18 protein-coding genes are annotated in these 21,772 nt (G+C 51.6%); 15 read left to right on the forward strand and 3 right to left on the reverse strand.

Annotated features, from left to right (window positions below):
- Window positions 1-216 precede the first annotated feature (216 nt).
- From purL to glnB, 5 genes are all read left to right on the forward strand, one after another.
- Window positions 217-4,107: a phosphoribosylformylglycinamidine synthase gene (gene purL, locus J1C60_RS04990; RefSeq protein ID WP_128175940.1), complete on the forward strand. Its 3,891-nt coding sequence runs from the start codon at window positions 217-219 to the stop codon at window positions 4,105-4,107.
- 583 nt (window positions 4,108-4,690) lie between these two features.
- Window positions 4,691-6,118, forward strand: coding sequence for a sensor histidine kinase (locus J1C60_RS04995; RefSeq protein ID WP_128175942.1), 1,428 nt, complete (start codon window positions 4,691-4,693; stop codon window positions 6,116-6,118).
- Between the two features lie 3 nt (window positions 6,119-6,121).
- Entirely contained in the window at window positions 6,122-6,877 is a 756-nt protein-coding gene (gene qseG, locus J1C60_RS05000; RefSeq protein ID WP_128175943.1) for a two-component system QseEF-associated lipoprotein QseG, read from the forward strand.
- The gene (gene glrR, locus J1C60_RS05005; protein WP_128175945.1) at window positions 6,874-8,211 is read left to right on the forward strand and encodes a two-component system response regulator GlrR; all 1,338 of its coding nucleotides are present in this window, start codon (window positions 6,874-6,876) and stop codon (window positions 8,209-8,211) included. The genes qseG and glrR overlap by 4 nt, the downstream gene beginning before the upstream one ends.
- A 125-nt stretch (window positions 8,212-8,336) precedes the next feature.
- The gene (glnB, locus tag J1C60_RS05010; protein WP_128175947.1) at window positions 8,337-8,675 is read left to right on the forward strand and encodes a nitrogen regulatory protein P-II; all 339 of its coding nucleotides are present in this window, start codon (window positions 8,337-8,339) and stop codon (window positions 8,673-8,675) included.
- Between the two features lie 47 nt (window positions 8,676-8,722).
- Here the strand turns inward: glnB and hmpA are convergent, their stop codons facing one another.
- Window positions 8,723-9,907, reverse strand: coding sequence for an NO-inducible flavohemoprotein (hmpA, locus tag J1C60_RS05015; RefSeq protein WP_128175949.1), 1,185 nt, complete (start codon window positions 9,905-9,907; stop codon window positions 8,723-8,725).
- A 339-nt stretch (window positions 9,908-10,246) separates the two neighbouring features.
- Between hmpA and glyA the strand changes: the two genes are divergently transcribed.
- A complete protein-coding gene (gene glyA, locus J1C60_RS05020; protein WP_128175951.1) occupies window positions 10,247-11,500 on the forward strand; it encodes a serine hydroxymethyltransferase in 1,254 nt (417 codons plus the stop codon).
- A gap of 86 nt (window positions 11,501-11,586) precedes the next feature.
- Here glyA and csiE read toward each other — a convergent pair whose 3' ends face one another.
- The gene (gene csiE, locus J1C60_RS05025; protein WP_128176034.1) at window positions 11,587-12,855 is read right to left on the reverse strand and encodes a stationary phase inducible protein CsiE; all 1,269 of its coding nucleotides are present in this window, start codon (window positions 12,853-12,855) and stop codon (window positions 11,587-11,589) included.
- Window positions 12,856-12,980: 125 nt separating this feature from the next.
- On the opposite strand from csiE, the gene J1C60_RS05030 reads away from it, so the two are divergent.
- Complete coding sequence (locus J1C60_RS05030; protein WP_182611444.1) at window positions 12,981-13,640, forward strand: DUF1007 family protein; 660 nt, start codon at window positions 12,981-12,983, stop codon at window positions 13,638-13,640.
- Window positions 13,631-14,629: a nickel/cobalt transporter gene (locus tag J1C60_RS05035; protein WP_128175953.1), complete on the forward strand. Its 999-nt coding sequence runs from the start codon at window positions 13,631-13,633 to the stop codon at window positions 14,627-14,629. The genes J1C60_RS05030 and J1C60_RS05035 overlap by 10 nt, the downstream gene beginning before the upstream one ends.
- 72 nt (window positions 14,630-14,701) lie before the next feature.
- On the opposite strand, the gene suhB is transcribed toward J1C60_RS05035, so the two are convergent.
- Window positions 14,702-15,505: an inositol-1-monophosphatase gene (gene suhB / locus J1C60_RS05040; RefSeq protein WP_128175955.1), complete on the reverse strand. Its 804-nt coding sequence runs from the start codon at window positions 15,503-15,505 to the stop codon at window positions 14,702-14,704.
- A 119-nt stretch (window positions 15,506-15,624) separates the two neighbouring features.
- Here suhB and trmJ point away from each other — a divergent pair, with 119 nt between their 5' ends.
- From trmJ to hscA, 7 genes are all read left to right on the forward strand, one after another.
- Window positions 15,625-16,356, forward strand: coding sequence for a tRNA (cytosine(32)/uridine(32)-2'-O)-methyltransferase TrmJ (gene trmJ, locus J1C60_RS05045; protein WP_128175959.1), 732 nt, complete (start codon window positions 15,625-15,627; stop codon window positions 16,354-16,356).
- A 201-nt stretch (window positions 16,357-16,557) separates the two neighbouring features.
- A complete protein-coding gene (gene iscR, locus J1C60_RS05050) occupies window positions 16,558-17,055 on the forward strand; it encodes a Fe-S cluster assembly transcriptional regulator IscR (protein WP_128175960.1) in 498 nt (165 codons plus the stop codon).
- 278 nt (window positions 17,056-17,333) lie between these two features.
- The gene (locus J1C60_RS05055) at window positions 17,334-18,548 is read left to right on the forward strand and encodes an IscS subfamily cysteine desulfurase (protein ID WP_128175962.1); all 1,215 of its coding nucleotides are present in this window, start codon (window positions 17,334-17,336) and stop codon (window positions 18,546-18,548) included.
- Window positions 18,549-18,575: 27 nt separating this feature from the next.
- Window positions 18,576-18,962, forward strand: coding sequence for a Fe-S cluster assembly scaffold IscU (iscU, locus tag J1C60_RS05060; protein WP_128175964.1), 387 nt, complete (start codon window positions 18,576-18,578; stop codon window positions 18,960-18,962).
- A 13-nt stretch (window positions 18,963-18,975) separates the two neighbouring features.
- Window positions 18,976-19,299 carry an iron-sulfur cluster assembly protein IscA gene (gene iscA / locus J1C60_RS05065; protein ID WP_128175966.1) on the forward strand — a complete coding sequence of 108 codons (324 nt, stop codon included), beginning with the start codon at window positions 18,976-18,978 and terminating at the stop codon, window positions 19,297-19,299.
- A gap of 85 nt (window positions 19,300-19,384) precedes the next feature.
- Window positions 19,385-19,903: a co-chaperone HscB gene (hscB, locus tag J1C60_RS05070; protein WP_128175968.1), complete on the forward strand. Its 519-nt coding sequence runs from the start codon at window positions 19,385-19,387 to the stop codon at window positions 19,901-19,903.
- Window positions 19,904-19,918: 15 nt separating this feature from the next.
- Window positions 19,919-21,769 carry a Fe-S protein assembly chaperone HscA gene (hscA, locus tag J1C60_RS05075; protein ID WP_128175969.1) on the forward strand — a complete coding sequence of 617 codons (1,851 nt, stop codon included), beginning with the start codon at window positions 19,919-19,921 and terminating at the stop codon, window positions 21,767-21,769.
- Window positions 21,770-21,772: the final 3 nt, after the last annotated feature.

A 21,772-nucleotide genomic window follows, 5' to 3' on the forward strand; every position in this document is an offset into this window, starting at 1 on the left:
ATCTTCGAATTTCCAGAGCGTGCAGCATTTTGCGCAACAACATGGGTTCTGGCAACTGATTCAGCAGGATTTGCGCAATTCTAAGGCAAACATCTTACCGATAAATTACACGCAAACGGTTTCGTTAGTAGCCTGGATTCTCTATAATAACGCCCGTTTTCCCCCTGTTGCGCCCAAAGAAGCGTCGCCCGGCGCTTTGAAGACGAGAGATCTTTGATGATGGAAATTCTGCGTGGTTCGCCCGCTTTGTCGGCATTTCGTATTAACAAATTGCTGGCCCGCTTTCAGAACGCTTGCCTACCGGTAAGTGATATTTACGCCGAGTACGTCCATTTCGCCGATGTCAGCAAGCCGCTGAATGCCGATGAAAAATCCCGTCTTCAGCGTCTGCTGAGGTACGGTCCTTCTCTCACCGAACATGCACCCGAAGGGCGTTTACTGCTTGTTACGCCTCGTCCGGGCACTCTCTCCCCCTGGTCTTCTAAAGCAACAGATATCGCACATAACTGCGATTTGCCGCAGGTGCGGCGTCTGGAACGCGGGCTGGCATTTTATGTGCAGGCCCCGCAGCTGACTGAGGCTCAGTGGTCACAGCTCGCGACATTATTGCATGACCGCATGATGGAAACCGTCTTTAGCACCCTGGAACAGGCAGAACAGCTCTTCGCTCATCATCAGCCACAGCCACTGCAAAGTGTTGATGTACTGGGAGAAGGGCGTTTAGCGCTTGAACAGGCAAACCATAAATTGGGGCTGGCGCTGGCGGATGATGAAATTGATTATCTGGTGGCGGCGTTTAATCAACTGGGGCGCAACCCGAACGACATTGAACTTTACATGTTTGCACAGGCAAACTCGGAGCACTGTCGTCATAAAATTTTTAACGCAGACTGGGTTATTGATGGTCAACCGCAGCCGAAATCGCTGTTCAAAATGATCAAAAATACCTTTGAGCAGACGCCCGATCACGTGCTTTCTGCCTATAAAGATAATGCAGCGGTGATGGAAGGCTCTCAAATTGGTCGTTTTTATGCCGATGCGGACAACGGCGTATACGATTTCCATCAGGAAGACGCACATATCCTGATGAAAGTAGAAACGCATAACCACCCAACGGCAATCTCTCCCTGGCCTGGGGCCGCCACTGGTTCAGGTGGTGAAATTCGTGATGAAGGCGCAACCGGCCGCGGAGCAAAACCAAAGGCTGGATTGGTGGGTTTCTCGGTATCAAACTTACGTATCCCTGGCTTTGAACAGCCGTGGGAAGAAGACTTTGGTAAACCCGATCGCATTGTCAGCGCGCTGGATATTATGACCGAAGGTCCGCTTGGCGGCGCAGCATTCAATAATGAGTTTGGTCGTCCGGCGCTTAACGGCTATTTCCGCACCTATGAAGAGCAGGTAAACAGCCATAATGGGGTCGAGCTGCGCGGTTACCATAAGCCCATCATGCTGGCAGGCGGTATTGGTAATATTCGCGCTGACCATGTGCAGAAGGGTGAAATTACCGTAGGCGCACAGCTGATTGTGCTGGGTGGCCCGGCAATGAATATCGGTCTGGGCGGCGGTGCCGCGTCTTCAATGGCGTCAGGTCAGTCGGATGCCGATCTTGATTTCGCCTCTGTGCAGCGTGATAACCCGGAAATGGAACGTCGTTGCCAGGAAGTGATCGATCGCTGTTGGCAGTTGGGTGAAGCCAACCCTATTTTGTTTATTCATGATGTGGGTGCCGGTGGTTTGTCTAATGCGATGCCGGAACTGGTAAGCGATGGCAATCGTGGGGGACGCTTTAACCTGCGGGATATTCTGAGTGATGAGCCAGGCATGAGTCCGTTGGAAATCTGGTGTAACGAATCACAGGAACGTTATGTGCTGGCAGTCGCACCGGAAAAACTGGCGCTGTTTGATACGCTGTGCAAACGTGAACGTGCGCCTTATGCGGTGATTGGTCAGGCAACGGAAGAACTGCATCTGACGCTTAACGATAGTCACTTTGACAATAGCCCTATTGATATGCCGCTTGATGTGTTGTTAGGCAAAACGCCAAAAATGACACGCGATGTTGCCACATTACAGGCAAAAGGCGAGCCGCTGGTCCGTGAGACTATCTCGATTGAAGAGGCCGTGAAACGTGTACTGCACCTGCCAACCGTTGCTGAGAAAACGTTCCTGATAACGATTGGCGACCGCAGCGTCACGGGTATGGTCGCACGCGACCAAATGGTTGGACCCTGGCAGATCCCGGTGGCAAACTGCGCGGTAACCACTGCCAGTCTTGATAGCTACTACGGCGAAGCGATGTCTTTGGGTGAGCGTGCACCTGCCGCATTGCTGGACTTTGCTGCATCGGGTCGCCTGGCCGTGGGGGAAGCACTGACCAACATTGCTGCGACGCAAATAGGCTCGCTAAAACGCGTCAAACTCTCCGCTAACTGGATGGCTGCCGCCGGGCACCCGGGTGAAGATGCCGGGCTTTATGAAGCGGTAAAAGCGGTAGGCGAGGAGCTCTGTCCTGCGCTGGGGATCACCATCCCGGTAGGTAAGGACTCCATGTCAATGAAGACGCGCTGGCAGCAGGGTACCGAGCAACGCGAAATGACGTCGCCGCTGTCGCTGGTAATTACCGCTTTTGCTCGTGTAGAAGATGTACGCCATACCGTGACACCACAGCTTCAGCCACAGAAAGATAATGCATTACTGCTGATTGACTTAGGTAAAGGCCATAATGCACTGGGTGCAACGGCGTTGGCACAGGTCTATCGTCAGTTAGGCGATAAACCTGCTGATGTGCGCGATGCCCAACAGTTGGCGGGTTTCTTCAACGCTATTCAGGCGTTAGTGGCTGATCAAAAATTACTGGCTTATCACGACCGTTCCGATGGGGGGGTATTCGTGACCCTCGCTGAAATGGCGTTCACGGGCCACTGCGGTGTTGAGGTGGACATTGCGGCTCTCGGCAGCGATGCGCTGGCTGCGCTCTTCAACGAGGAGCTGGGGGCGGTGATTCAGGTTGCGGCAGAAGATCGTCAGCAGGTTGAAAATGTGCTGGCCGAACATGGCCTGGCCGACTGCGTGCATTATATTGGGCAGGCAAAAACCGGCGATCGTTTTGTTATCACTTCCGCCAGTAATGCAGTGTACAGCGAAAGCCGGACTACCTTGCGTACCTGGTGGGCGGAAACCACATGGCAAATGCAGCGTCTGCGTGATAATCCAGAGTGCGCCGACAGCGAGCATGAAGCAAAGCGAGATAATAACGATCCGGGGCTGAATGTTAATCTGACCTTCAAACCACAGGAAGATATCGCTGCGCCTTACATTGCAAAAGGCATCCGTCCGAAAGTTGCGGTGCTGCGTGAGCAAGGTGTGAACTCGCATGTTGAGATGGCGGCTGCCTGGCACCGTGCTGGTTTTGATGCGGTAGATGTGCATATGAGTGACCTGCTGGCAGGCCATCGTGGCCTGGAGGATTTCCAGGCGCTGGCGGCCTGCGGTGGCTTCTCTTATGGAGACGTACTGGGGGCGGGCGAAGGCTGGGCGAAATCAATCCTGTTTAACGGACGTGTACGAGACGAATTTGAAACCTTTTTCCACCGTCCGCAAACGCTGGCGCTGGGGGTATGTAACGGTTGTCAGATGATGTCGAACCTGCGTGAGCTGATCCCCGGCAGTGAGAGCTGGCCACGCTTTGTGCGCAATCAGTCTGAGCGCTTTGAAGCACGCTTTAGTCTGGTCGAAATTGCTGCCAGTCCATCATTACTGCTGGATGGTATGGTAGGTTCACGGATACCGGTTGCGGTTTCACACGGCGAAGGTTTTGTTGAGGTACGTGATCACGCACATTTGTCAGAGCTGGAGCGCAAAGGATTGGTGGCATTACGCTTTGTCGATAACGTCGGCAAGGTTACGCAAAACTATCCGGCCAATCCTAACGGTTCACCGAACGGTATCACCGCAGTCACCAATGAGAGCGGACGCGTCACTATTATGATGCCGCACCCTGAACGTGTTTTCCGTACCGTAAGCAACTCCTGGCACCCGGCAGAATGGGGCGAGGATGGCCCGTGGATGCGGTTGTTCCGCAATGCGCGTAAACAGTTGGGTTAAGCCCGGTAGTTAAGGCCGGACAGGGTGTGCCGGCCTTGCGCTTGTGTTGCAAATTTACGACAGTGATACACTTACGATGTCTCCAAAAGGAGACACTCAACCATTTGATTTTTATAGCATGCTGTATTTCTTTTTAAAGGTGTTTCCAATCGGCGACACTTTTATTTCGTTGAGCTGGAGCCACAGCGTGCCATGGTGTTGGCTGATTTTATAAAGTCATATATAACAGATAGTTAGATATTTATTTTCAAGTTGGCATGCTGTTTGCTTAATTAACGTTAGTGGCTCATTCACCCTGTTATGATAGCCCTGCGTAAGCGGACAAGCGCTTCATAAAACTTCGAATGACGCACGATACGGTGCCTGCCGTCCATCAAACCGATAACAGATCACTTTGTGACTTTATCAAGCTTCGGACGCAACGTTGAGTTAGGCACCACCTCTTCTTTTGCGATGACCTCTTATCATCGTGATATAAACGGCAGGCTCGTTGAGTCTGCCGTTTTCTTTTCTGTTATAGCTGCTTTCTTCCTGGACGGCTCTCAGCTAGCATCAATCCTGGAATGATTAAGGAAGCAACTTCGTGAAAAAATGGCGTCTTTTTCCGCGTTCGTTACGGCAATTGGTTTTAATGGCATTTCTGCTGGTGCTCTTACCCCTGCTGGTTTTGGCGTGGCAAGCGTGGGAAAGTCTGGCTGCGCTCAGTGAGCGGGCAGCAGACACCAACCGTACAACCCTCACCGATGTGCGACGCAGTGAAGCGATGGCCCGCACCGCATTAGAACTGGAACGTAGCTATCGCCAGTACTGTGTGTTGGACGATCCGTTATTAGCGCGTCTTTACCAAACTCAACATGCCAGATATGCACAAATGCTGGATGCGCATGCCCCGGCGCTGCCTGATGTCCGATATTATCGCAGCCTGCGCCAGTTTCTCACCGAACTTTCCCAATTGAAATGCCAGAACAGTAGCCCGGTAAAAGACGCCATCGCTAACCTTGAGGGCTTTTCCGACGCGAATGCACAAATGGTCCAGGCGACGCGTGAGGTACTCTTTTCCCGGGGGTTGCAACTCCAGCGAGAAATAGCCGACCGTGGTCAGTATTTTGGCTGGCAGGCATTGATTCTGTTTCTCATTACGCTTGCCCTGGTGCTGCTGTTTACCCGCATGATTATCGGCCCGGTAAAAGGCGTTGAATGGATGATCAACCGGCTGGGGGAAGGACAAGAGTTAGCAAAAAACGTTACCTTCAAAGGGCCACGGGAATTGCGCTCGCTGGGACAACGAATTATTTGGCTCAGCGAACGTTTGGCCTGGCTGGAATCGCAGCGTCATGAATTTCTGCGGCATATCTCTCACGAACTAAAGACACCGCTGGCCAGCATGCGTGAAGGAACCGCGCTGCTAGCCGACCGGGTCGCCGGGCCCTTGACCGCCGACCAGCAAGAGATTGTCAGCATACTCGACCACAGTAGTCGCCATCTCCAGACATTGATTGAGCAATTACTGGATTACAATCGTAAGCTCACCGATGCGCCAACCGAGCTGGAGAATGTACCGCTGGAAGAGATCATCCCGGTGATAGTTTCCTCTCACAGCCTCACGGCACGCGCTAAATTTATGCATACAGTCGTCGATCTGCAGGCGAAATACTGCCGGGCCGAGCCAACATTGTTGATGCGCGTTCTCGATAATCTTTATTCCAATGCGCTACACTACGGCAGCGAATCCGGCACTATCTGGCTACGAAGTTATCAACGGGGTTCCCGTATTTATATTGATGTTGCGAATACCGGCGCACCTATCCCTGCTGAAGAGCAGGCTATGATTTTCGAACCCTTCTTTCAGGGCAGCTTACAGCGCAAAGGCGCGGTCAAAGGAAGTGGCCTCGGGCTGAGTATTGCCAAAGACTGTATACGGCGAATGCAAGGTGACCTTCACCTGGTGGCAGTGGACGATGCCGATGTCTGCTTCCGTATCGAATTACATTTAACCGCCGAGAAAAAATAACAAATGAAATGGCCTTTTTTATGCCCCTTTGGCAGAGTCGCTGTGATCGCGCTTCCTTTTCTGCTGGTGGCCTGTGCTCAGCAGAGCCATCGCCCTTTGGCCAGCCACCTGAAAAGTCATACCGCTGAGCCGGAGATGAAAATCACCGACTACTTATCGGTGAGGTGTGAACGCGTATGGCAATTCAGCGATGACGATAGCATGAAAAATCCGCTCTACTGGTTAAGGGCAATGGATTGTGCTGGACGGATGTCCCCGGCTGAAGCGCGCGCAGAAGCACGTAATTGGAGTACGAGTAAGTGGGAAATGACACTCAAACAAAGTGTTCTGCTGAGTCATGGTAATGTAACGCCGCTTGAGCGCCGTCAGTATATTCAGCATCTTGATCGCTATCGTTACGATTTCCCGTCATCGATTCGGACACTGTTACAGCTCTGGCGTGATAATCAGATGGCCCAATTGCAGCTCTCAGCCGAGCGTTCACGCTATGCCAGTTTACAACGTACCAGCGACGAGCAACTGGACGCCCTCCGCCGTCAGCAACAGCAGCTCAGCAATGAATTAGCGATCACGCGCCGCAAATTAGCTACGCTAACTGATATTGAGCGTCAGCTTTCTACACGTAAATCATCGGATGTTTCAGACAACAATCATGGGCCTGAAAAAGAAAGCAGGCCTGTAGCGGTGGAGGCCGGTGATACGTATCTTCCTGGGCAAGATGATAAAAATAGTGAAACGACGGGGGCTGAAAACCCATGATACAAGGTAAATCAGCGCGGCTATTATTAGTCGATGACGATCCCAGCTTGCTAAAACTGTTGGGGATGCGCCTGACCAGCGAAGGCTTTCAGGTCACCACGGCAGCCAGCGGGCCGGAAGCGTTACGGCAACTGACGAAAGAGAAAGCTGAATTAGTCATTAGCGACCTGCGGATGGATGAGATGGATGGGTTGGCGCTGTTCAGCGAGATCCAGAAGCTGCATCCGGGGATGCCGGTAATCATTCTTACGGCGCATGGTTCGATCCCGGACGCAGTATCAGCAACGCAGCAGGGGGTTTTTAGCTTCCTGACCAAACCGGTCGATCGTGATGCACTCTATAAAGCTATTGGAGAAGCGCTGGCGCATAGCGCATCAGGCACGGACGATCGCTGGAGCGAAAATATTGTCACGCGTAGCCCAGTGATGTTGCGGCTGCTGGAACAGGCGCGCATGGTGGCGCAATCTGATGTCAGCGTACTGATTAACGGCCAAAGTGGTACGGGTAAAGAGGTCCTTGCGCAGGCGATTCACGCGGCCAGTCCACGCGCGGGTAAAGCTTTTATCGCAATAAACTGTGGGGCATTACCCGAGCAGCTACTTGAGTCAGAACTGTTTGGCCACGCGAAAGGCGCCTTTACCGGTGCTGTAAGTGCACGTGAAGGTCTCTTTCAAGCCGCCGAGGGTGGAACGCTGTTTCTGGATGAGATCGGTGATATGCCGCAAGCGTTGCAGGTAAAATTATTGCGTGTGTTGCAGGAGCGGAAGGTTCGACCGTTGGGCAGTAACCGCGACCTGGAGATTAACGTTCGCATTATCTCCGCAACACACCGTGACCTACCGAAAGCGATGGAGAAAAAAGAGTTCCGCGAGGACCTCTTCTACCGACTTAATGTGGTTAACTTACGTATTCCTGCGCTGCATGAGCGGGCAGAAGATATTCCTCTGTTAGCGAATCATCTGCTGCGCCAGTCTGCCGACCGGCATAAACCGCAGGTTCGTAGTTTTTCGGTTGATGCCATGCGCCGTCTCATCGCCGCAAGCTGGCCGGGTAACGTTCGTCAACTGGTAAACGTGATTGAGCAATGCGTCGCGCTCACGTCTTCCCCGGTGATCAGCGAAGCGCTGGTTGAGCAAGCGCTGGAGGGGGAAAATACTGCGTTACCTACCTTTGTGGAGGCGCGTAACCAATTCGAACTTAATTACTTACGTAAGCTATTACAGATGACCAAAGGCAACGTCACCAATGCAGCAAGGCTGGCGGGACGTAACCGCACGGAGTTCTATAAACTTCTGTCACGGCATGAACTGGATGCTGCCGATTTTAAAGAGTAGTTTTAATGCGGGTTCAGCGCTGAGATATGTTAGGTTAATCTGCGAAAAGAGACAGACCGCTCTTCGGTATCTGTCCATACTGAATGTTACCGTCCTGCTACGGAAGGAAAAGAAAAGGGTCTGCCATGAAAAAGATTGATGCAATTATCAAACCATTCAAACTGGATGATGTGCGTGAAGCACTTGCCGAAGTCGGCATCACCGGAATGACTGTGACCGAAGTGAAAGGTTTTGGCCGTCAGAAAGGTCATACCGAACTCTATCGTGGCGCAGAATATATGGTTGATTTTTTACCTAAGGTAAAAATTGAAATCGTTATTGCTGACGAAATTGTCGACACCTGCGTAGAAACCATCATGCAAACGGCACAAACCGGCAAAATTGGCGACGGTAAGATTTTCGTTTTTGACGTTGCTCGCGTGGTGCGTATCCGTACCGGTGAAGAAGACGAAGAAGCAATTTAAAACCGCATCCATTAATAACGGGGCCGGGAAGACCGGCCCGTGTGTTTTTATAGCGTTTTATGCGGTCCAAACACTTCATAATGAATACGTTCTGCTGTAACACCGGCCCCGGTTAGCTGCTTTACAATAAACCGCATAAAATCGATAGGTCCGCACAGATAAAATTGCATATCAGACGTCATCAACTGCGTGCTGACGCCTGCCAGATCCATTACGCCAGAGTCGTCATAATGTTGAATATCACTGGCTTCCGGCTGACGATACCAGATATGGCGAGTGAAGTGCGGGATATGGCTTCCCAACTGTTTGACCTCATCGTCAAAGGCATGAACCCGGCCATTTTCGGCCGCGTGCAGCCAGTTAACCCGTGCAGGATGCTGCCTTTCTGACAAGGTCGCCAGCATTGCTAACATTGGTGTTTGCCCTACACCTGCGGAAATTAACGTAACTGGCGTTTCTGGCGTTACCACCATAAAGAAATCGCCTGCAGGCGCTGAAAGCTGAATGTTATCACCGGCTTTTGCCATATTATGCAGCCAGCCTGAGACGATTCCCTGTGGCTCGCGCTTTACGGCGATACGATAGTCACGGCGATTGGGGGAGCGTGTAAGTGAATATTGGCGGTTTTGCTGATTCTCTATGCTGGCGTTGTTAAGCGTAATGCCAAGGTACTGCCCGGGCTGGTAGTCGGCAACGGGCTGATTATCAACGGGTGTAAGAATGAAGCTACTAATTAATGTGCTTTGCGGTGTAATTTCACTGATACGGAATGTGCGAGTTCCTCGCCAGCCGCCCGGTTTGCATTCAGACGCTTGATAAATGGCTTCTTCGCGTTGAATAAAAACGTTAGCTAACACGTCATAGGCTTTTCCCCAGGCGCTCAGAACGTCCTTACCCGGGTTCAGTAACTCTTCAATCGTGGCCAGCAAATGTCGACCAACAATTTGATATTGCTCAGGTTGTATATTCAGACTGGAATGTTTTTGTGCGATACGTTCGACTGCCGGCAAAATGGTGGGCAGATCGTCAATATGGGTCGCATATGCACACAGCGCGTCGAATAGCGCTTCACGCTGATTGCCATTACGCTGGTTACTCATATTGAACACGTTTTTCAGCTCAGGGTTGTGGCGAAACATACGTTGATAAAAATGCGCGGTAAGTTTAGGTCCGGTGGCAACGATAGCAGGAATAGTTGATTTAACCATCGCGATAGTTGAGTCATCTGGCATGGCAATGTTCCTCATAGATGCATATAAGATGTATTTTATATGCATGTTATAGCGCGAAGGTAAACGCTGTAAATGACCTTGTCAGAAAAAAGGGTATTGTTACAGCGTAAGCCACATCACAAAACGTGAAGAAATCGCATCTGCTGAATGAATAACTATCGTGATGCAAGGGGTTGTAAAAAATGTATTGAACCCTTGCCAGTTCTGAAGCCAATCGTTTGCGTAAAAAGCGGGTATTGCGGCTATCCAACACCAACTAAAACAGTTTAAACTGTGGGCCTTCGCCCGAAAGGGCCATTCACTGCCGTTTTGTTAAGTTAGCTGAGTCAGGAGATGCGGATGTTAAAGCGTGATATGAACATAGCCGATTATGATGCCGAGTTGTGGCAGGCGATGGAGCAAGAAAAAGTGCGTCAGGAAGAGCACATTGAACTGATTGCTTCTGAAAACTACACCAGCCCGCGCGTCATGCAGGCGCAAGGCTCTCAGCTGACGAATAAATATGCCGAAGGCTATCCAGGAAAACGCTATTATGGCGGCTGCGAATACGTCGATATCGTTGAGCAACTGGCTATCGACCGTGCAAAGGCGCTGTTTGGTGCAGATTATGCCAATGTACAGCCGCACTCTGGTTCTCAGGCGAACTTTGCCGTTTATACAGCCCTGCTGCAGCCAGGAGATACCATCCTGGGGATGAACCTGGCCCATGGTGGTCACCTGACGCATGGCTCCCCGGTTAACCTGTCCGGTAAATTGTATAACGTCGTGCCTTACGGCATTGATGAAACCGGTAAAATTGATTACGAAGAGCTGGCAGCTCAGGCTCAGAAGCACAAACCGAAGATGATCATTGGTGGTTTTTCCGCATATTCTGGCGTGTGTGATTGGGCTAAAATGCGCGAAATTGCTGACAGCATCGATGCCTGGCTGTTCGTTGATATGGCGCATGTCGCAGGTCTTATCGCTGCTGGCGTTTACCCTAACCCAGTGCCGCATGCGCATATCGTTACCACCACTACGCATAAAACACTGGCTGGTCCACGTGGCGGTCTGATCCTGGCGAAAGGCGGTGATGAAGAGCTTTATAAAAAACTGAACTCTGCTGTGTTCCCCGGAGGGCAGGGTGGCCCACTGATGCACGTTATCGCCGGTAAAGCGGTGGCGCTAAAAGAGGCGATGGAGCCTGAATTTACCGCGTATCAGCAGCAGGTGGCTAAGAACGCCAAAGCGATGGTTGAGGTGTTCCTGGCACGCGGATACAACGTCGTTTCTGGCGGGACGCATAATCACCTGTTCTTGTTGGACCTGGTGGATAAAAATCTGACGGGTAAAGAAGCTGACGCTGCGCTGGGGCGTGCCAATATCACCGTTAATAAAAACAGCGTGCCTAACGATCCGAAAAGCCCGTTTGTCACTTCCGGTATCCGTATCGGTTCTCCGGCGGTAACCCGTCGCGGCTTTAAAGAAGCGGAAGTCCGTGAGCTGGCAGGCTGGATGGCTGATGTGCTCGACAATATCAACGATGAAGGGACTATCGAACAAGTGAAGCAGAAAGTGTTGGCGATCTGCGCACGTTTCCCTGTCTATGCGTAAATAGAGCACCCGATGCCTGCCGCATTGCGCGGGAGGCATCTATTTTCTCTCCCGGTAATTCTCTCCCCGGCAATATTTGTTCTCAATTATGCTTCCAGCAACGTGCGAATACGCTGCTGCTGATAATGACTCAGCGGGAGTTCCGCATGGATCAGCGGAGGAGAGTAGAGCGGCAACGGAGTTGCATAAGGCGTAATCACCAGAGCAATCCCCTTAGATGCCCCACGCTGTTGAAAATCAAACATATCCAGATATTTGATATTGAGTGGCAATAACGTAAGTTCTCGTAACTGTTGCTCAATTTCCAGCTCCAGTTCTTTATCACTTCCGGTTAATAGCAACACCTGTTTCTCTTGAAGATCGCTTTCCTGCATCAACCAGGCACCAAAAATCACGGTAATGAGTCCCAGCTCCTGTTCTGAAAATCGGATGCTATACCCGGTTTCAAAATCCGCCAAAGCCTGACGCGTGGTTCGTAATAGCTTTGGGTACAGACGCGTCACCTCTTCACCCAAACTGCTATCGATACCGACAGCAAAATGACTGCGATCAAGTGCCTGAGCAAGGTGGGTATACAACTGATAGCTAAGCCCTTGTTCATCGCTAAAACGCATGCCGGATAGCGCCTGAAAACGCTGGATAAGTTGTTGTACCAGGCGCATCAGAAGCTGCTCATTCTCATGATGAATCTGTTCGGCATGTGGGGTGTGCATCATGCTGAATAACAGGGCGTAAAAATCAATTTCATTGGCATGAGGCGGTGGGTTCCGCCGCTTTTGCCAGTGTTTTACGATATCTGCTGCCGCTTCGCGTTCTGCTTTTATCGCCAGCCACTGCTGTTGCAGTGGCGTGAAGTCAGCCTGAGTCTGCTGGCAGAGTGAGAATTGCATAAACAATTGCAGGAACTGACGATCCCGCTCGTCGAAATTACGCTGTAAACGCTGGCTACAGTGCTGGATCAGTGCCTGGAGATTTTTATCGTCATAGAGAGCTTTCTCAACCTGATGCGCTTTTAATCTCTGGCGTAACGCGGGAGCAAAATGGCTTTTTATAAAATCCGGAGAAAGACGCAGCGCACGCCGCAGCCAGTGATGCAAGCACAGGCGCCGGTCCAGTTCCGCGCCGCTGAGCTGATAACTACCATCCTGCATTGGTCGGATATCAAGCTGATGATAGCGCTGGATTTCTTCACCTGCCTCGGCTATATCTTGCCGGGCGAGGTGACTGTCTACGCCATTGAGCTGGCAAAGTTTATCCAGTGTCAGCGAGGTATCGGGCAGGTACAGCGCTAATAGCAGATGGCAACGCCGCTGGGAACGGGAGAGGAGAGGTGCTGTCGTTGAAGCAGAACTCATCATTCGCGATTCCAGTAGGTCATAACAGAGCTAAGGATAGCTAAAAAAAAGAGCGGCGGCAGATAAAGCGGCGACTTTTGTTCAGGCATTTAAAGTCGGTCACAGAATTTTATTCAGGAAAGCGGATGATTCTTTTATCGTTACGTTATAACATTATAATTGGCCGGGCGGTTTGCGCACTTTTGCTGGCGATAGCCCCAGCTGTCTGCTCCCACCCCCATAGCTTTATTTCGCTAAAAACCACACTGGTAGCGGATGGCGACAAACTCAGCGGGTTGAAAATGGTGTGGACGATGGATGAAATTACCTCAGCCGATCTCTTTTACGATGCGGGCGATGCAAAACCTGATTCGGTGGTATGGAAAAAGCTGGCTGCAGAAGTCATGGCCAATGTGCTGGGACAGCACTATTTCACTGAGTTCTGGCACGATGGTAAGCCGGTAAAGTTTGATAATTTACCGCCGGAATATCATCTGGTGCGAAACGGACATAAAGCGGTACTGGAATTTATTTTACCCCTGGCGGAGGAACAACGGTTGAAAGGCCAAACATACCGTTTCTCAACGTTTGACCCAACCTATTTCGTCGATATGTTTTACGACGATGAGCATGCGCTGACAATGCCTGAAGCATTACATAACCAATGTAAAATGAACTTAAAAACGCCGAAACCTAACCCTTCAATGCAGGCATATGCGCTTTCACTGGATAAGGCCGATGCGCCAGCCGAGGATATCGATCTTGGACGCCAGTTCGCACAAACGGTAACGTTGATATGCCAGTAAATGCACTGATAACAAAACGCTCCCCCCTTCGCCGACATGCCTTGATGCTGTTGTTGTTACTCCTGCTGGCAGGGGGCGGCGTTATACTGCTTTGGCTGCTCTGGCCCCAGCTTCTGCTGCAAAGTGTGATCTGGCAGAAAACACTTAACCAGCAGATGACCGCGCTGCTGGTGCAGGTCGAGGTTAATCCACACCGTGCCGGGCTTGTCCTGTTGGGATTTAGTCTGGTTTACGGTGTACTGCATGCGGTAGGGCCTGGGCATGGCAAAGTGGTGATTGCTACCTTCCTGGCAACGCATCCGACGAGACTTAAAACCAGTCTAAAACTTACGTTGGCCGCTGCAGTGGTGCAGGGCGCTACGGCGATCATGTTGGTGTCGGTGATGTTAGTCATATTTAGACTCTCGTCGCGCCAGCTGCATCTCAGCAGCTACTGGCTGGAGAAGGGAAGTTATCTTCTGGTCGTGGGGCTGGGATTGTGGCTGAGTTGGCGAGCGCTGAAAGGATTACGCAATACCTTGCGGTTGCCTGTGGCACCAACGGTTTTACGTATTTATCACATCGGGCACCACCATCATGCCAGATGTGGATGTGGCCACCGGCATGTGCCTGATGCCCATGTGCTGAGTACGGCGATAAGCTGGAAAACAAAAGCGCTGGTCGTGCTGTCGATGGGAATGCGTCCCTGTTCCGGTGCTATTATGTTGTTGTTGTTTTCAAAGGTCATTGGTGTCTATGTTTGGGGAGTCCTTTCGGCGGTGGTGATGGCGTTCGGTACTGCATTTACCGTTTCGGTCATGGCCATGCTGGTACAGAGCTTCCGAGCATTAGCGATCCGGCTAAGTCAACGGGGTCAGGCCCCGTGGCTTTGGCAGCGCGTGGCGCTACAGAGCCTGGCGCTGCTCGGCGGTGTGCTATTGGTTTTGGCGGGTAGCCTGCTATGGTTTGGTACGCGACTCGCGCTGTCGAATGGCATTCGGCCCTTTTAAAAAGGGGCGCCCGGACATGGTATTACGGATGGGGAAAACAGGAGGCCACGTTGGGCAGCCTCCGGGTAAACGTTAACGTTTCAGTGCTTCGCTCAGTTCATCGCGCATGTTCGCCAACATGGATTTAACCACGCGTGGATTCCCAGCAACGAGATTACCCGACGTCAGGTAATTATGACCGCCAACAAAATCGGTCACCAAACCGCCAGCTTCGCGTACCAGCAGTTCGCCTGCGGCGAAGTCCCAGGGTTTCAGCCCGATTTCGAAATAACCATCAACACGTCCTGCCGCGGCGTAAGCCAGATCCAATGCTGCGGATCCGCTGCGACGAAAATCGGCGCATTGAGTAAACAGTTTACCCAGGATGTTAATATAGCTCGCAGCGTGTTGTTTTACTTTGAACGGGAAGCCGGTAGCCAGAATGGTTCCATCCAGATCGCGAGCAGTGCTGCCGCGAAGGCGATAACCGTTGAGCTGTGCGCCCTGGCCGCGAACCGCTGTGAAGAGTTCATTACGCATGGGATCATAAACGACCGCGACTTCAGTGCGACCTTTAATGCGTACGGCGATAGAAACGGAAAAATGCGGAAGGCGTTTAATAAAGTTGGTAGTGCCATCCAGTGGATCGATAACCCATTGCACATCCTGATCTTCTCCAGGCAGTTCACCACTCTCTTCAGTAATAATGGTGTGCTGTGGATAAGATTTGCGAATCACCTCAATAATCTGGCGTTCTGCGTCACGATCAACATTCGTTACGAAGTCGTTGCTGCCTTTCTGGCTCGCTTCGACAGCGTCCGGAGTTTCATAATTTTTGGCGATTAAATTGCCGGCCTTGCGCGCAGCGCGCACGGCGATGTTGAGCATCGGATGCATCAGTCTCTCTCACTGGATGTTAAAGAACGGGAAAACGGCGCGGAGTATAGCAGGGAGTTCGGAAAATGTCCTGCATTTATGTTAGCATGGCCAAATTATCTCTTAACCCGTCGATTTCTATGCTGCAAAATATCCGCATTGTGCTGGTTGAAACCTCTCACACCGGCAACATGGGTTCCGTCGCGCGCGCGATGAAAACCATGGGACTGACTAACCTTACGTTGGTAAATCCACTCGTAAAACCTGATTCACAAGCCATTGCGCTTGCTGCGGGCGCCAGTGACGTTATTGGTGCTGCCCATATTGTTGATACGTTTGATGAGGCGATTGCCGGCTGCCAGCTTGTTGTTGGGACCAGCGCTCGTTCTCGTTCGCTTCCCTGGCCCATGCTGGACCCGCGCGAATGCGGTATCAAAAGCGTGCAGGAGGGACAGCAGGGACCGGTTGCGCTCGTTTTTGGCCGCGAACGCGTAGGGTTGACCAACGAAGAATTGCAGAAATGTCACTATCACGTTGCAATTGCGGCAAACCCGGAATACAGCTCGCTAAATCTGGCCATGGCGGTACAGATTATTGCTTATGAAGTGCGCATGGCTTTCCTGCAGTCACAGCAGCAAACGCCAGCCCCTGAATACGCCGAATCACCTTATCCGCTGGTAGACGATCTTGAGCGTTTTTATCAGCATATGGAGCAGATGATGGTCAACAGCGGGTTTATCCGCGAAGCCAATCCCGGTCAGGTGATGAGCAAAATGCGTCGTCTGTACACACGTGCTCGTCCTGAGCGTGACGAATTGAATATCCTGCGCGGTATGCTCTCTTCACTGGAAAAAAGCGTACGGGACAAGTAACAAAACGGAGTTTTTGTGGTGTAACGGCATGTTATTTCATCACTGGAGCTGGCGGGTTTAACAAAAAGGGTGAATAACGCTAATACTTGACCATTTTACTTGGTTAAATAGTTGACCAAAACAGTCGGGAATGTCAGACTTGCGACCATCTTTTTTTGTTAATACCCCGCCGTGTGGGGTTCCAGTGAGGTTGCCTAAGTCATGAGACTGACATCCAAAGGACGTTATGCCGTTACCGCTATGCTTGATGTTGCACTGCACTCTAACCAGGGGCCGGTGCCATTAGCTGATATTTCAGAACGTCAGGGAATTTCGCTTTCCTATCTGGAACAGCTATTTTCCCGGCTGCGTAAAAATGGTCTGGTCGCCAGCGTGCGTGGCCCGGGTGGGGGTTACCTGTTGGGCAAAGACGCCAATGAGATCGCCGTCGGCGCGGTAATTACCGCGGTTGATGAATCTGTTGATGCGACGAAATGCCAGGGTAAAGAAGGTTGTCAGGGCGGAGAACGTTGTCTGACTCATGTATTGTGGCGCGATCTGAGTGAGCGGATCAGTGATTTCCTGAACAATATTACGCTGGCAGAGCTGGTGAATAATCAGGAAATTCTCGATGTGGCCGATCGCCAGAATAATACTGAAGGCCGCCGTTTGGCCAATGGGCGCGTGCAGGAAACGATCGACGTTAATTTGCGGGCATAGTCCGTACTGATTTAGGCATATGCCTCAAAGCATATGAGTGGCAGCAGGCCCTCCATTGGAAAGGGTTATCTGGCACGCTCGCTTTTTTCACTCCCATGTGGGAAAGGCTTAAAATAAAAATGTAGATACCCTGATTAATTGAGGTCGCAGTAAAGCTGCAATGAGGAATCACGCACCCGTAACGGAGAAGGTGATTCATCCATGTGAGAGCCCACATGTAGCTGCGACCTGAAGCAGGAAGGGATACGTATTGAAGTAATGTACGGAGCTTAAGCGCAATGAAATTACCGATTTATCTGGATTACTCCGCAACCACGCCAGCCGACCCGCGCGTTGCCGAAAAAATGATGCAGTACCTGACTCTTGACGGAACCTTTGGTAATCCGGCTTCACGTTCGCACCGTTTTGGATGGCAGTCAGAAGAGGCGGTAGATATCGCTCGTAATCAGGTTGCAGAGCTGGTGGGTGCAGACCCTCGTGAAATCGTCTTTACCTCGGGTGCGACCGAGTCTAATAATCTGGCCATTAAAGGTGCAGCGACGTTTTACCAGAAAAAAGGTAAGCATATCATTACCTGTAAAACGGAGCATAAAGCCGTGCTGGATACCTGCCGGCAGCTGGAACGTGAAGGTTTCGAGGTTACTTACCTCGCACCGCAGAGTAACGGCATCGTTGACCTGAACGCACTTGAAGCAGCGCTGCGCGACGATACGATTCTGGTTTCTATTATGCACGTTAACAATGAAATTGGTGTGGTGCAGGATATTGCCGCAATTGGCGAGCTTTGCCGTGCCCGCGGCGTGTTATATCACGTTGATGCGACGCAGAGCGTGGGTAAATTGCCGATCGATCTGAACACGCTTAAAGTCGACCTGATGTCGTTTTCCGCACATAAAATCTATGGCCCTAAGGGTATCGGTGCGCTTTACGTGCGTCGTAAACCCCGTATTCGTTTGGAAGCGCAGATTCACGGTGGTGGTCATGAGCGTGGTATGCGCTCGGGAACGCTGCCGGTACATCAGATTGTGGGCATGGGCGAAGCCTATCGTATTGCTAAAGAAGAGATGAGCAGTGAAATGGACCGCTTACGTACGCTGCGTAACCGTCTGTGGAACGGTATCAACGATATCGAAGAAGTCTATCTGAATGGCGACCTTGAAAACGGCGCACCGAACATTCTTAACGTTAGCTTTAACTACGTTGAAGGTGAGTCGCTGATCATGGCGCTGAAAGACCTGGCTGTATCTTCTGGTTCGGCATGTACCTCTGCCAGCCTGGAACCTTCTTACGTGTTGCGTGCACTGGGCATGACCGATGAGCTGGCACACAGTTCTATCCGTTTCTCGCTTGGCCGTTTCACTACCGAAGAAGAGATTGATTACACCATTCAACTGGTCCGCAAATCTATTGGTCGTCTGCGAGACCTTTCTCCGCTGTGGGAAATGTTCAAAGCGGGTGTGGATATCAATAGCATCGAATGGGCTCATCATTAATTAGTTCCGGAATCAGGAGATATAACCATGGCTTATAGCGAAAAAGTAATCGATCATTACGAAAATCCACGTAACGTGGGCTCATTCGACAACAGCGATCCTTCTATTGGTAGCGGTATGGTGGGCGCGCCAGCCTGTGGTGATGTCATGAAGCTACAGATCAAAGTGAGCACTGACGGCATCATCGAAGACGCGCGTTTTAAAACCTATGGTTGTGGCTCGGCTATCGCTTCCAGCTCGCTGATCACCGAATGGGTGAAAGGTAAATCACTGGATGAAGCCCAGAGCATCACTAATATGGCTATCGCGGAAGAACTTGAACTGCCGCCGGTCAAAATCCATTGCTCTATTCTGGCGGAAGATGCGATTAAAGCTGCCATCGCCGATTATAAGAGCAAAAAAAGCGCGGAATAATTGAGGGCTGACTATGTCGATTACCCTAAGCGACAGCGCCGCGGCACGCGTAAACGCCTTTTTAGCGAACCGAGGTAAAGGCTTCGGTTTACGCTTGGGTGTTCGCACCTCCGGCTGTTCCGGCATGGCTTACGTGTTGGAATTTGTTGACGAACCACAGCAGGATGACACTGTATTCGAAGACAAAGGCGTAAAGGTCGTTATTGACGGCAAAAGCCTGGTCTACCTTGACGGAACACAGCTGGACTTTGTGAAAGAAGGTTTAAACGAAGGTTTCCAGTTTATTAATCCGAACGTTAAGGATGAATGCGGCTGTGGTGAGAGCTTCCACGTTTAGTCTGTGATGCCTCAATCGAGGTGGCCTGCACGCATATGTTGGCGCAGGCCACTTTTTCAGCTTCTGTAAGAGCCCCGAATACCTTATGGACTACTTTACTCTCTTCGGGTTGCCCGCCGCCTTTGAGGTGGATAGCAATCTGCTGACGACTCGCTTCCAGGAACTGCAACGCCAGTTTCATCCTGACCGTTTCGCTATGCGCCCCGAGCGTGAGCGCCTGCATGCTTTACAGCAAGCGGCCACGATTAATCAGGGATATCAGGCGTTACGTAAGCCGCTGCCGCGTGCGGAATATCTACTTTCACTTCATGGCTTCGATATTAATAATGAACAGCATACTCTGCGTGACACCGCGTTCCTCATGGAGCAGTTGACGCTACGGGAAGAGCTGGAAAATATTGAAACCGCCGCTGATGCTGAACGCGCTTTAGCCAACTTTTCGCAGCGCCTTAGCGCGATGACGGAAAGCCGTAGCGCACAGATGAAAACCGAACTGGATGATCGGCAGTGGGACCAGGCGGCGGATACCGTGCGTAAACTGCGTTTTCTCGATAAACTCCGCAGCCAAACAGAACAGCTCGAAGAAAGGCTGCTCGATTTATAAATCTGGAAGCTCAACATGGCGTTATTACAAATTAGTGAGCCGGGCCTGAGTGCGGCGCCGCATCAGCGTCGACTGGCTGCCGGCATTGACTTAGGAACCACCAATTCGCTGGTGGCGACCGTACGTAGCGGCCAGGCCGAGACGCTGGCGGACGTTCATGGCCGACATTTGTTGCCCTCCGTGGTGTGTTATCAGGCTGACCAACGCATTGTCGGCTGGGACGCGCGCCAAAATGCGTCCCGCGATCCTGCCAATACCATCAGTTCGGTGAAGCGCCTGATGGGGCGCTCACTGGTGGATATTCAACAGCGTTATCCACATTTACCTTATCACTTCCAGGCCAGCGAAAATGGCTTGCCGCTGATAGTAACAGCCGCAGGTGTGGTGAATCCTCTGCAGGTATCGGGCGATATTCTGACGACACTTGCCGAACGTGCCCGAGCCTCGCTGGAAGGCGAACTGGATGGCGTGGTCATCACCGTTCCGGCCTATTTTGATGATGCGCAGCGACAGGGTACAAAAGATGCCGCGCGTCTTGCGGGTCTGCATGTCCTGCGCTTACTCAATGAACCGACCGCTGCAGCGATAGCTTACGGACTGGATTCCGGGCAAGAAGGGGTAATCGCCGTTTACGATCTCGGCGGGGGGACCTTCGATATTTCTATTTTACGCCTCAGCAGAGGTGTATTCGAAGTGCTGGCCACGGGGGGGGATTCAGCGTTAGGAGGTGATGATTTTGATCATCTGCTGGCTGACTGGTTGCGTGAGCAGGCGGGTTTCCACGATCGTGACGATCGTATTTTGCAACGTCAATTACTGGATGCCGCCATTATTGCCAAAGTGGCCCTGAGCGACGCTCAGCGGACCACAGTGAGTGTTGCGGACTGGCAGGGCGACGTAACGCGTGACGATTTCAATGCGCTGATCGCGCCGCTGGTAAAGCGGACGCTGTTGGCCTGCCGTCGGGCGTTGAAAGACGCGGACATCGAGTCTCAAGATGTACTTGAAGTGGTCATGGTTGGGGGCTCGACGCGCGTACCGCTGGTTCGCGAGCGCGTTGGCGAGTTTTTTGGCCGCACGCCGCTAACCTCTATTGATCCTGACAAAGTGGTGGCGATTGGCGCCGCGATTCAGGCTGATATCCTGGTGGGAAATAAGCCGGACAGCGAAATGTTGCTGTTGGATGTAATCCCATTGTCGTTGGGGCTGGAAACCATGGGCGGCCTGGTGGAGAAAGTGATTCCTCGTAATACCACCATTCCGGTGGCGCGCGCGCAGGAATTCACCACCTTCAAAGATGGACAAACCGCCATGAGCATTCATGTGCTTCAGGGGGAGCGGGAACTGGTCGCTGATTGCCGTTCTCTGGCGCGTTTTTCATTGCGGGGAATTCCGTCGATGCCGGCAGGTGGCGCGCATATCCGCGTAACCTTCCAGGTGGATGCTGATGGTCTGCTGAGTGTGACCGCAATGGAGAAGTCGACCGGCATTGAGTCTTCCATCCAGGTCAAGCCGTCCTACGGACTGACGGAGGGTGAGATTGCCAGCATGATTACCGATTCGATGTCCAATGCACAGTCTGATATTCAGGCACGTATGCTGGCGGAACAAAAGGTCGATGGCCTGCGTGTGCTGGAAAGTGTGGACGGTGCGCTGGCTGAAGATGCCCAACTACTTAGTCACGAAGAGTTAGCCCGTATTATTGAAGCTCAGCATAAACTGCGTGATAGCATCAATGGCGATGATGTTAATACAATTGCCAGTGCCATAAAAAAATTAGATAACGTTACCCAGGATTTTGCTGCACGCCGCATGGATGAGTCCATTCGCCGTGCGCTGGCCGGGCATTCAGTGGATGAGGTTTGAGTC

Source organism: [Pantoea] beijingensis, from assembly GCF_022647505.1.
Lineage (GTDB): Bacteria > Pseudomonadota > Gammaproteobacteria > Enterobacterales > Enterobacteriaceae > Erwinia > Erwinia beijingensis.

Excerpts from the sequence above, each read along its gene's own strand:
- J1C60_RS05035 (WP_128175953.1), top strand. The coding sequence starts at position 13,631 with ATGCCAGTAAATGCACTGATAACAAAACGCTCCCCCCTTCGCCGACAT.
- qseG (WP_128175943.1), top strand. The coding sequence starts at position 6,122 with ATGAAATGGCCTTTTTTATGCCCCTTTGGCAGAGTCGCTGTGATCGCG.
- glnB (WP_128175947.1), top strand. The coding sequence starts at position 8,337 with ATGAAAAAGATTGATGCAATTATCAAACCATTCAAACTGGATGATGTG.
- iscA (WP_128175966.1), top strand. The coding sequence starts at position 18,976 with ATGTCGATTACCCTAAGCGACAGCGCCGCGGCACGCGTAAACGCCTTT.
- glyA (WP_128175951.1), top strand. The coding sequence starts at position 10,247 with ATGTTAAAGCGTGATATGAACATAGCCGATTATGATGCCGAGTTGTGG.
- trmJ (WP_128175959.1), top strand. The coding sequence starts at position 15,625 with ATGCTGCAAAATATCCGCATTGTGCTGGTTGAAACCTCTCACACCGGC.
- J1C60_RS05030 (WP_182611444.1), top strand. The coding sequence starts at position 12,981 with ATGATTCTTTTATCGTTACGTTATAACATTATAATTGGCCGGGCGGTT.
- hmpA (WP_128175949.1), bottom strand. The coding sequence starts at position 9,907 with ATGCCAGATGACTCAACTATCGCGATGGTTAAATCAACTATTCCTGCT.
- csiE (WP_128176034.1), bottom strand. The coding sequence starts at position 12,855 with ATGAGTTCTGCTTCAACGACAGCACCTCTCCTCTCCCGTTCCCAGCGG.
- suhB (WP_128175955.1), bottom strand. The coding sequence starts at position 15,505 with ATGCATCCGATGCTCAACATCGCCGTGCGCGCTGCGCGCAAGGCCGGC.
- iscU (WP_128175964.1), top strand. The coding sequence starts at position 18,576 with ATGGCTTATAGCGAAAAAGTAATCGATCATTACGAAAATCCACGTAAC.
- purL (WP_128175940.1), top strand. The coding sequence starts at position 217 with ATGATGGAAATTCTGCGTGGTTCGCCCGCTTTGTCGGCATTTCGTATT.
- J1C60_RS05055 (WP_128175962.1), top strand. The coding sequence starts at position 17,334 with ATGAAATTACCGATTTATCTGGATTACTCCGCAACCACGCCAGCCGAC.
- iscR (WP_128175960.1), top strand. The coding sequence starts at position 16,558 with ATGAGACTGACATCCAAAGGACGTTATGCCGTTACCGCTATGCTTGAT.
- hscA (WP_128175969.1), top strand. The coding sequence starts at position 19,919 with ATGGCGTTATTACAAATTAGTGAGCCGGGCCTGAGTGCGGCGCCGCAT.
- hscB (WP_128175968.1), top strand. The coding sequence starts at position 19,385 with ATGGACTACTTTACTCTCTTCGGGTTGCCCGCCGCCTTTGAGGTGGAT.
- glrR (WP_128175945.1), top strand. The coding sequence starts at position 6,874 with ATGATACAAGGTAAATCAGCGCGGCTATTATTAGTCGATGACGATCCC.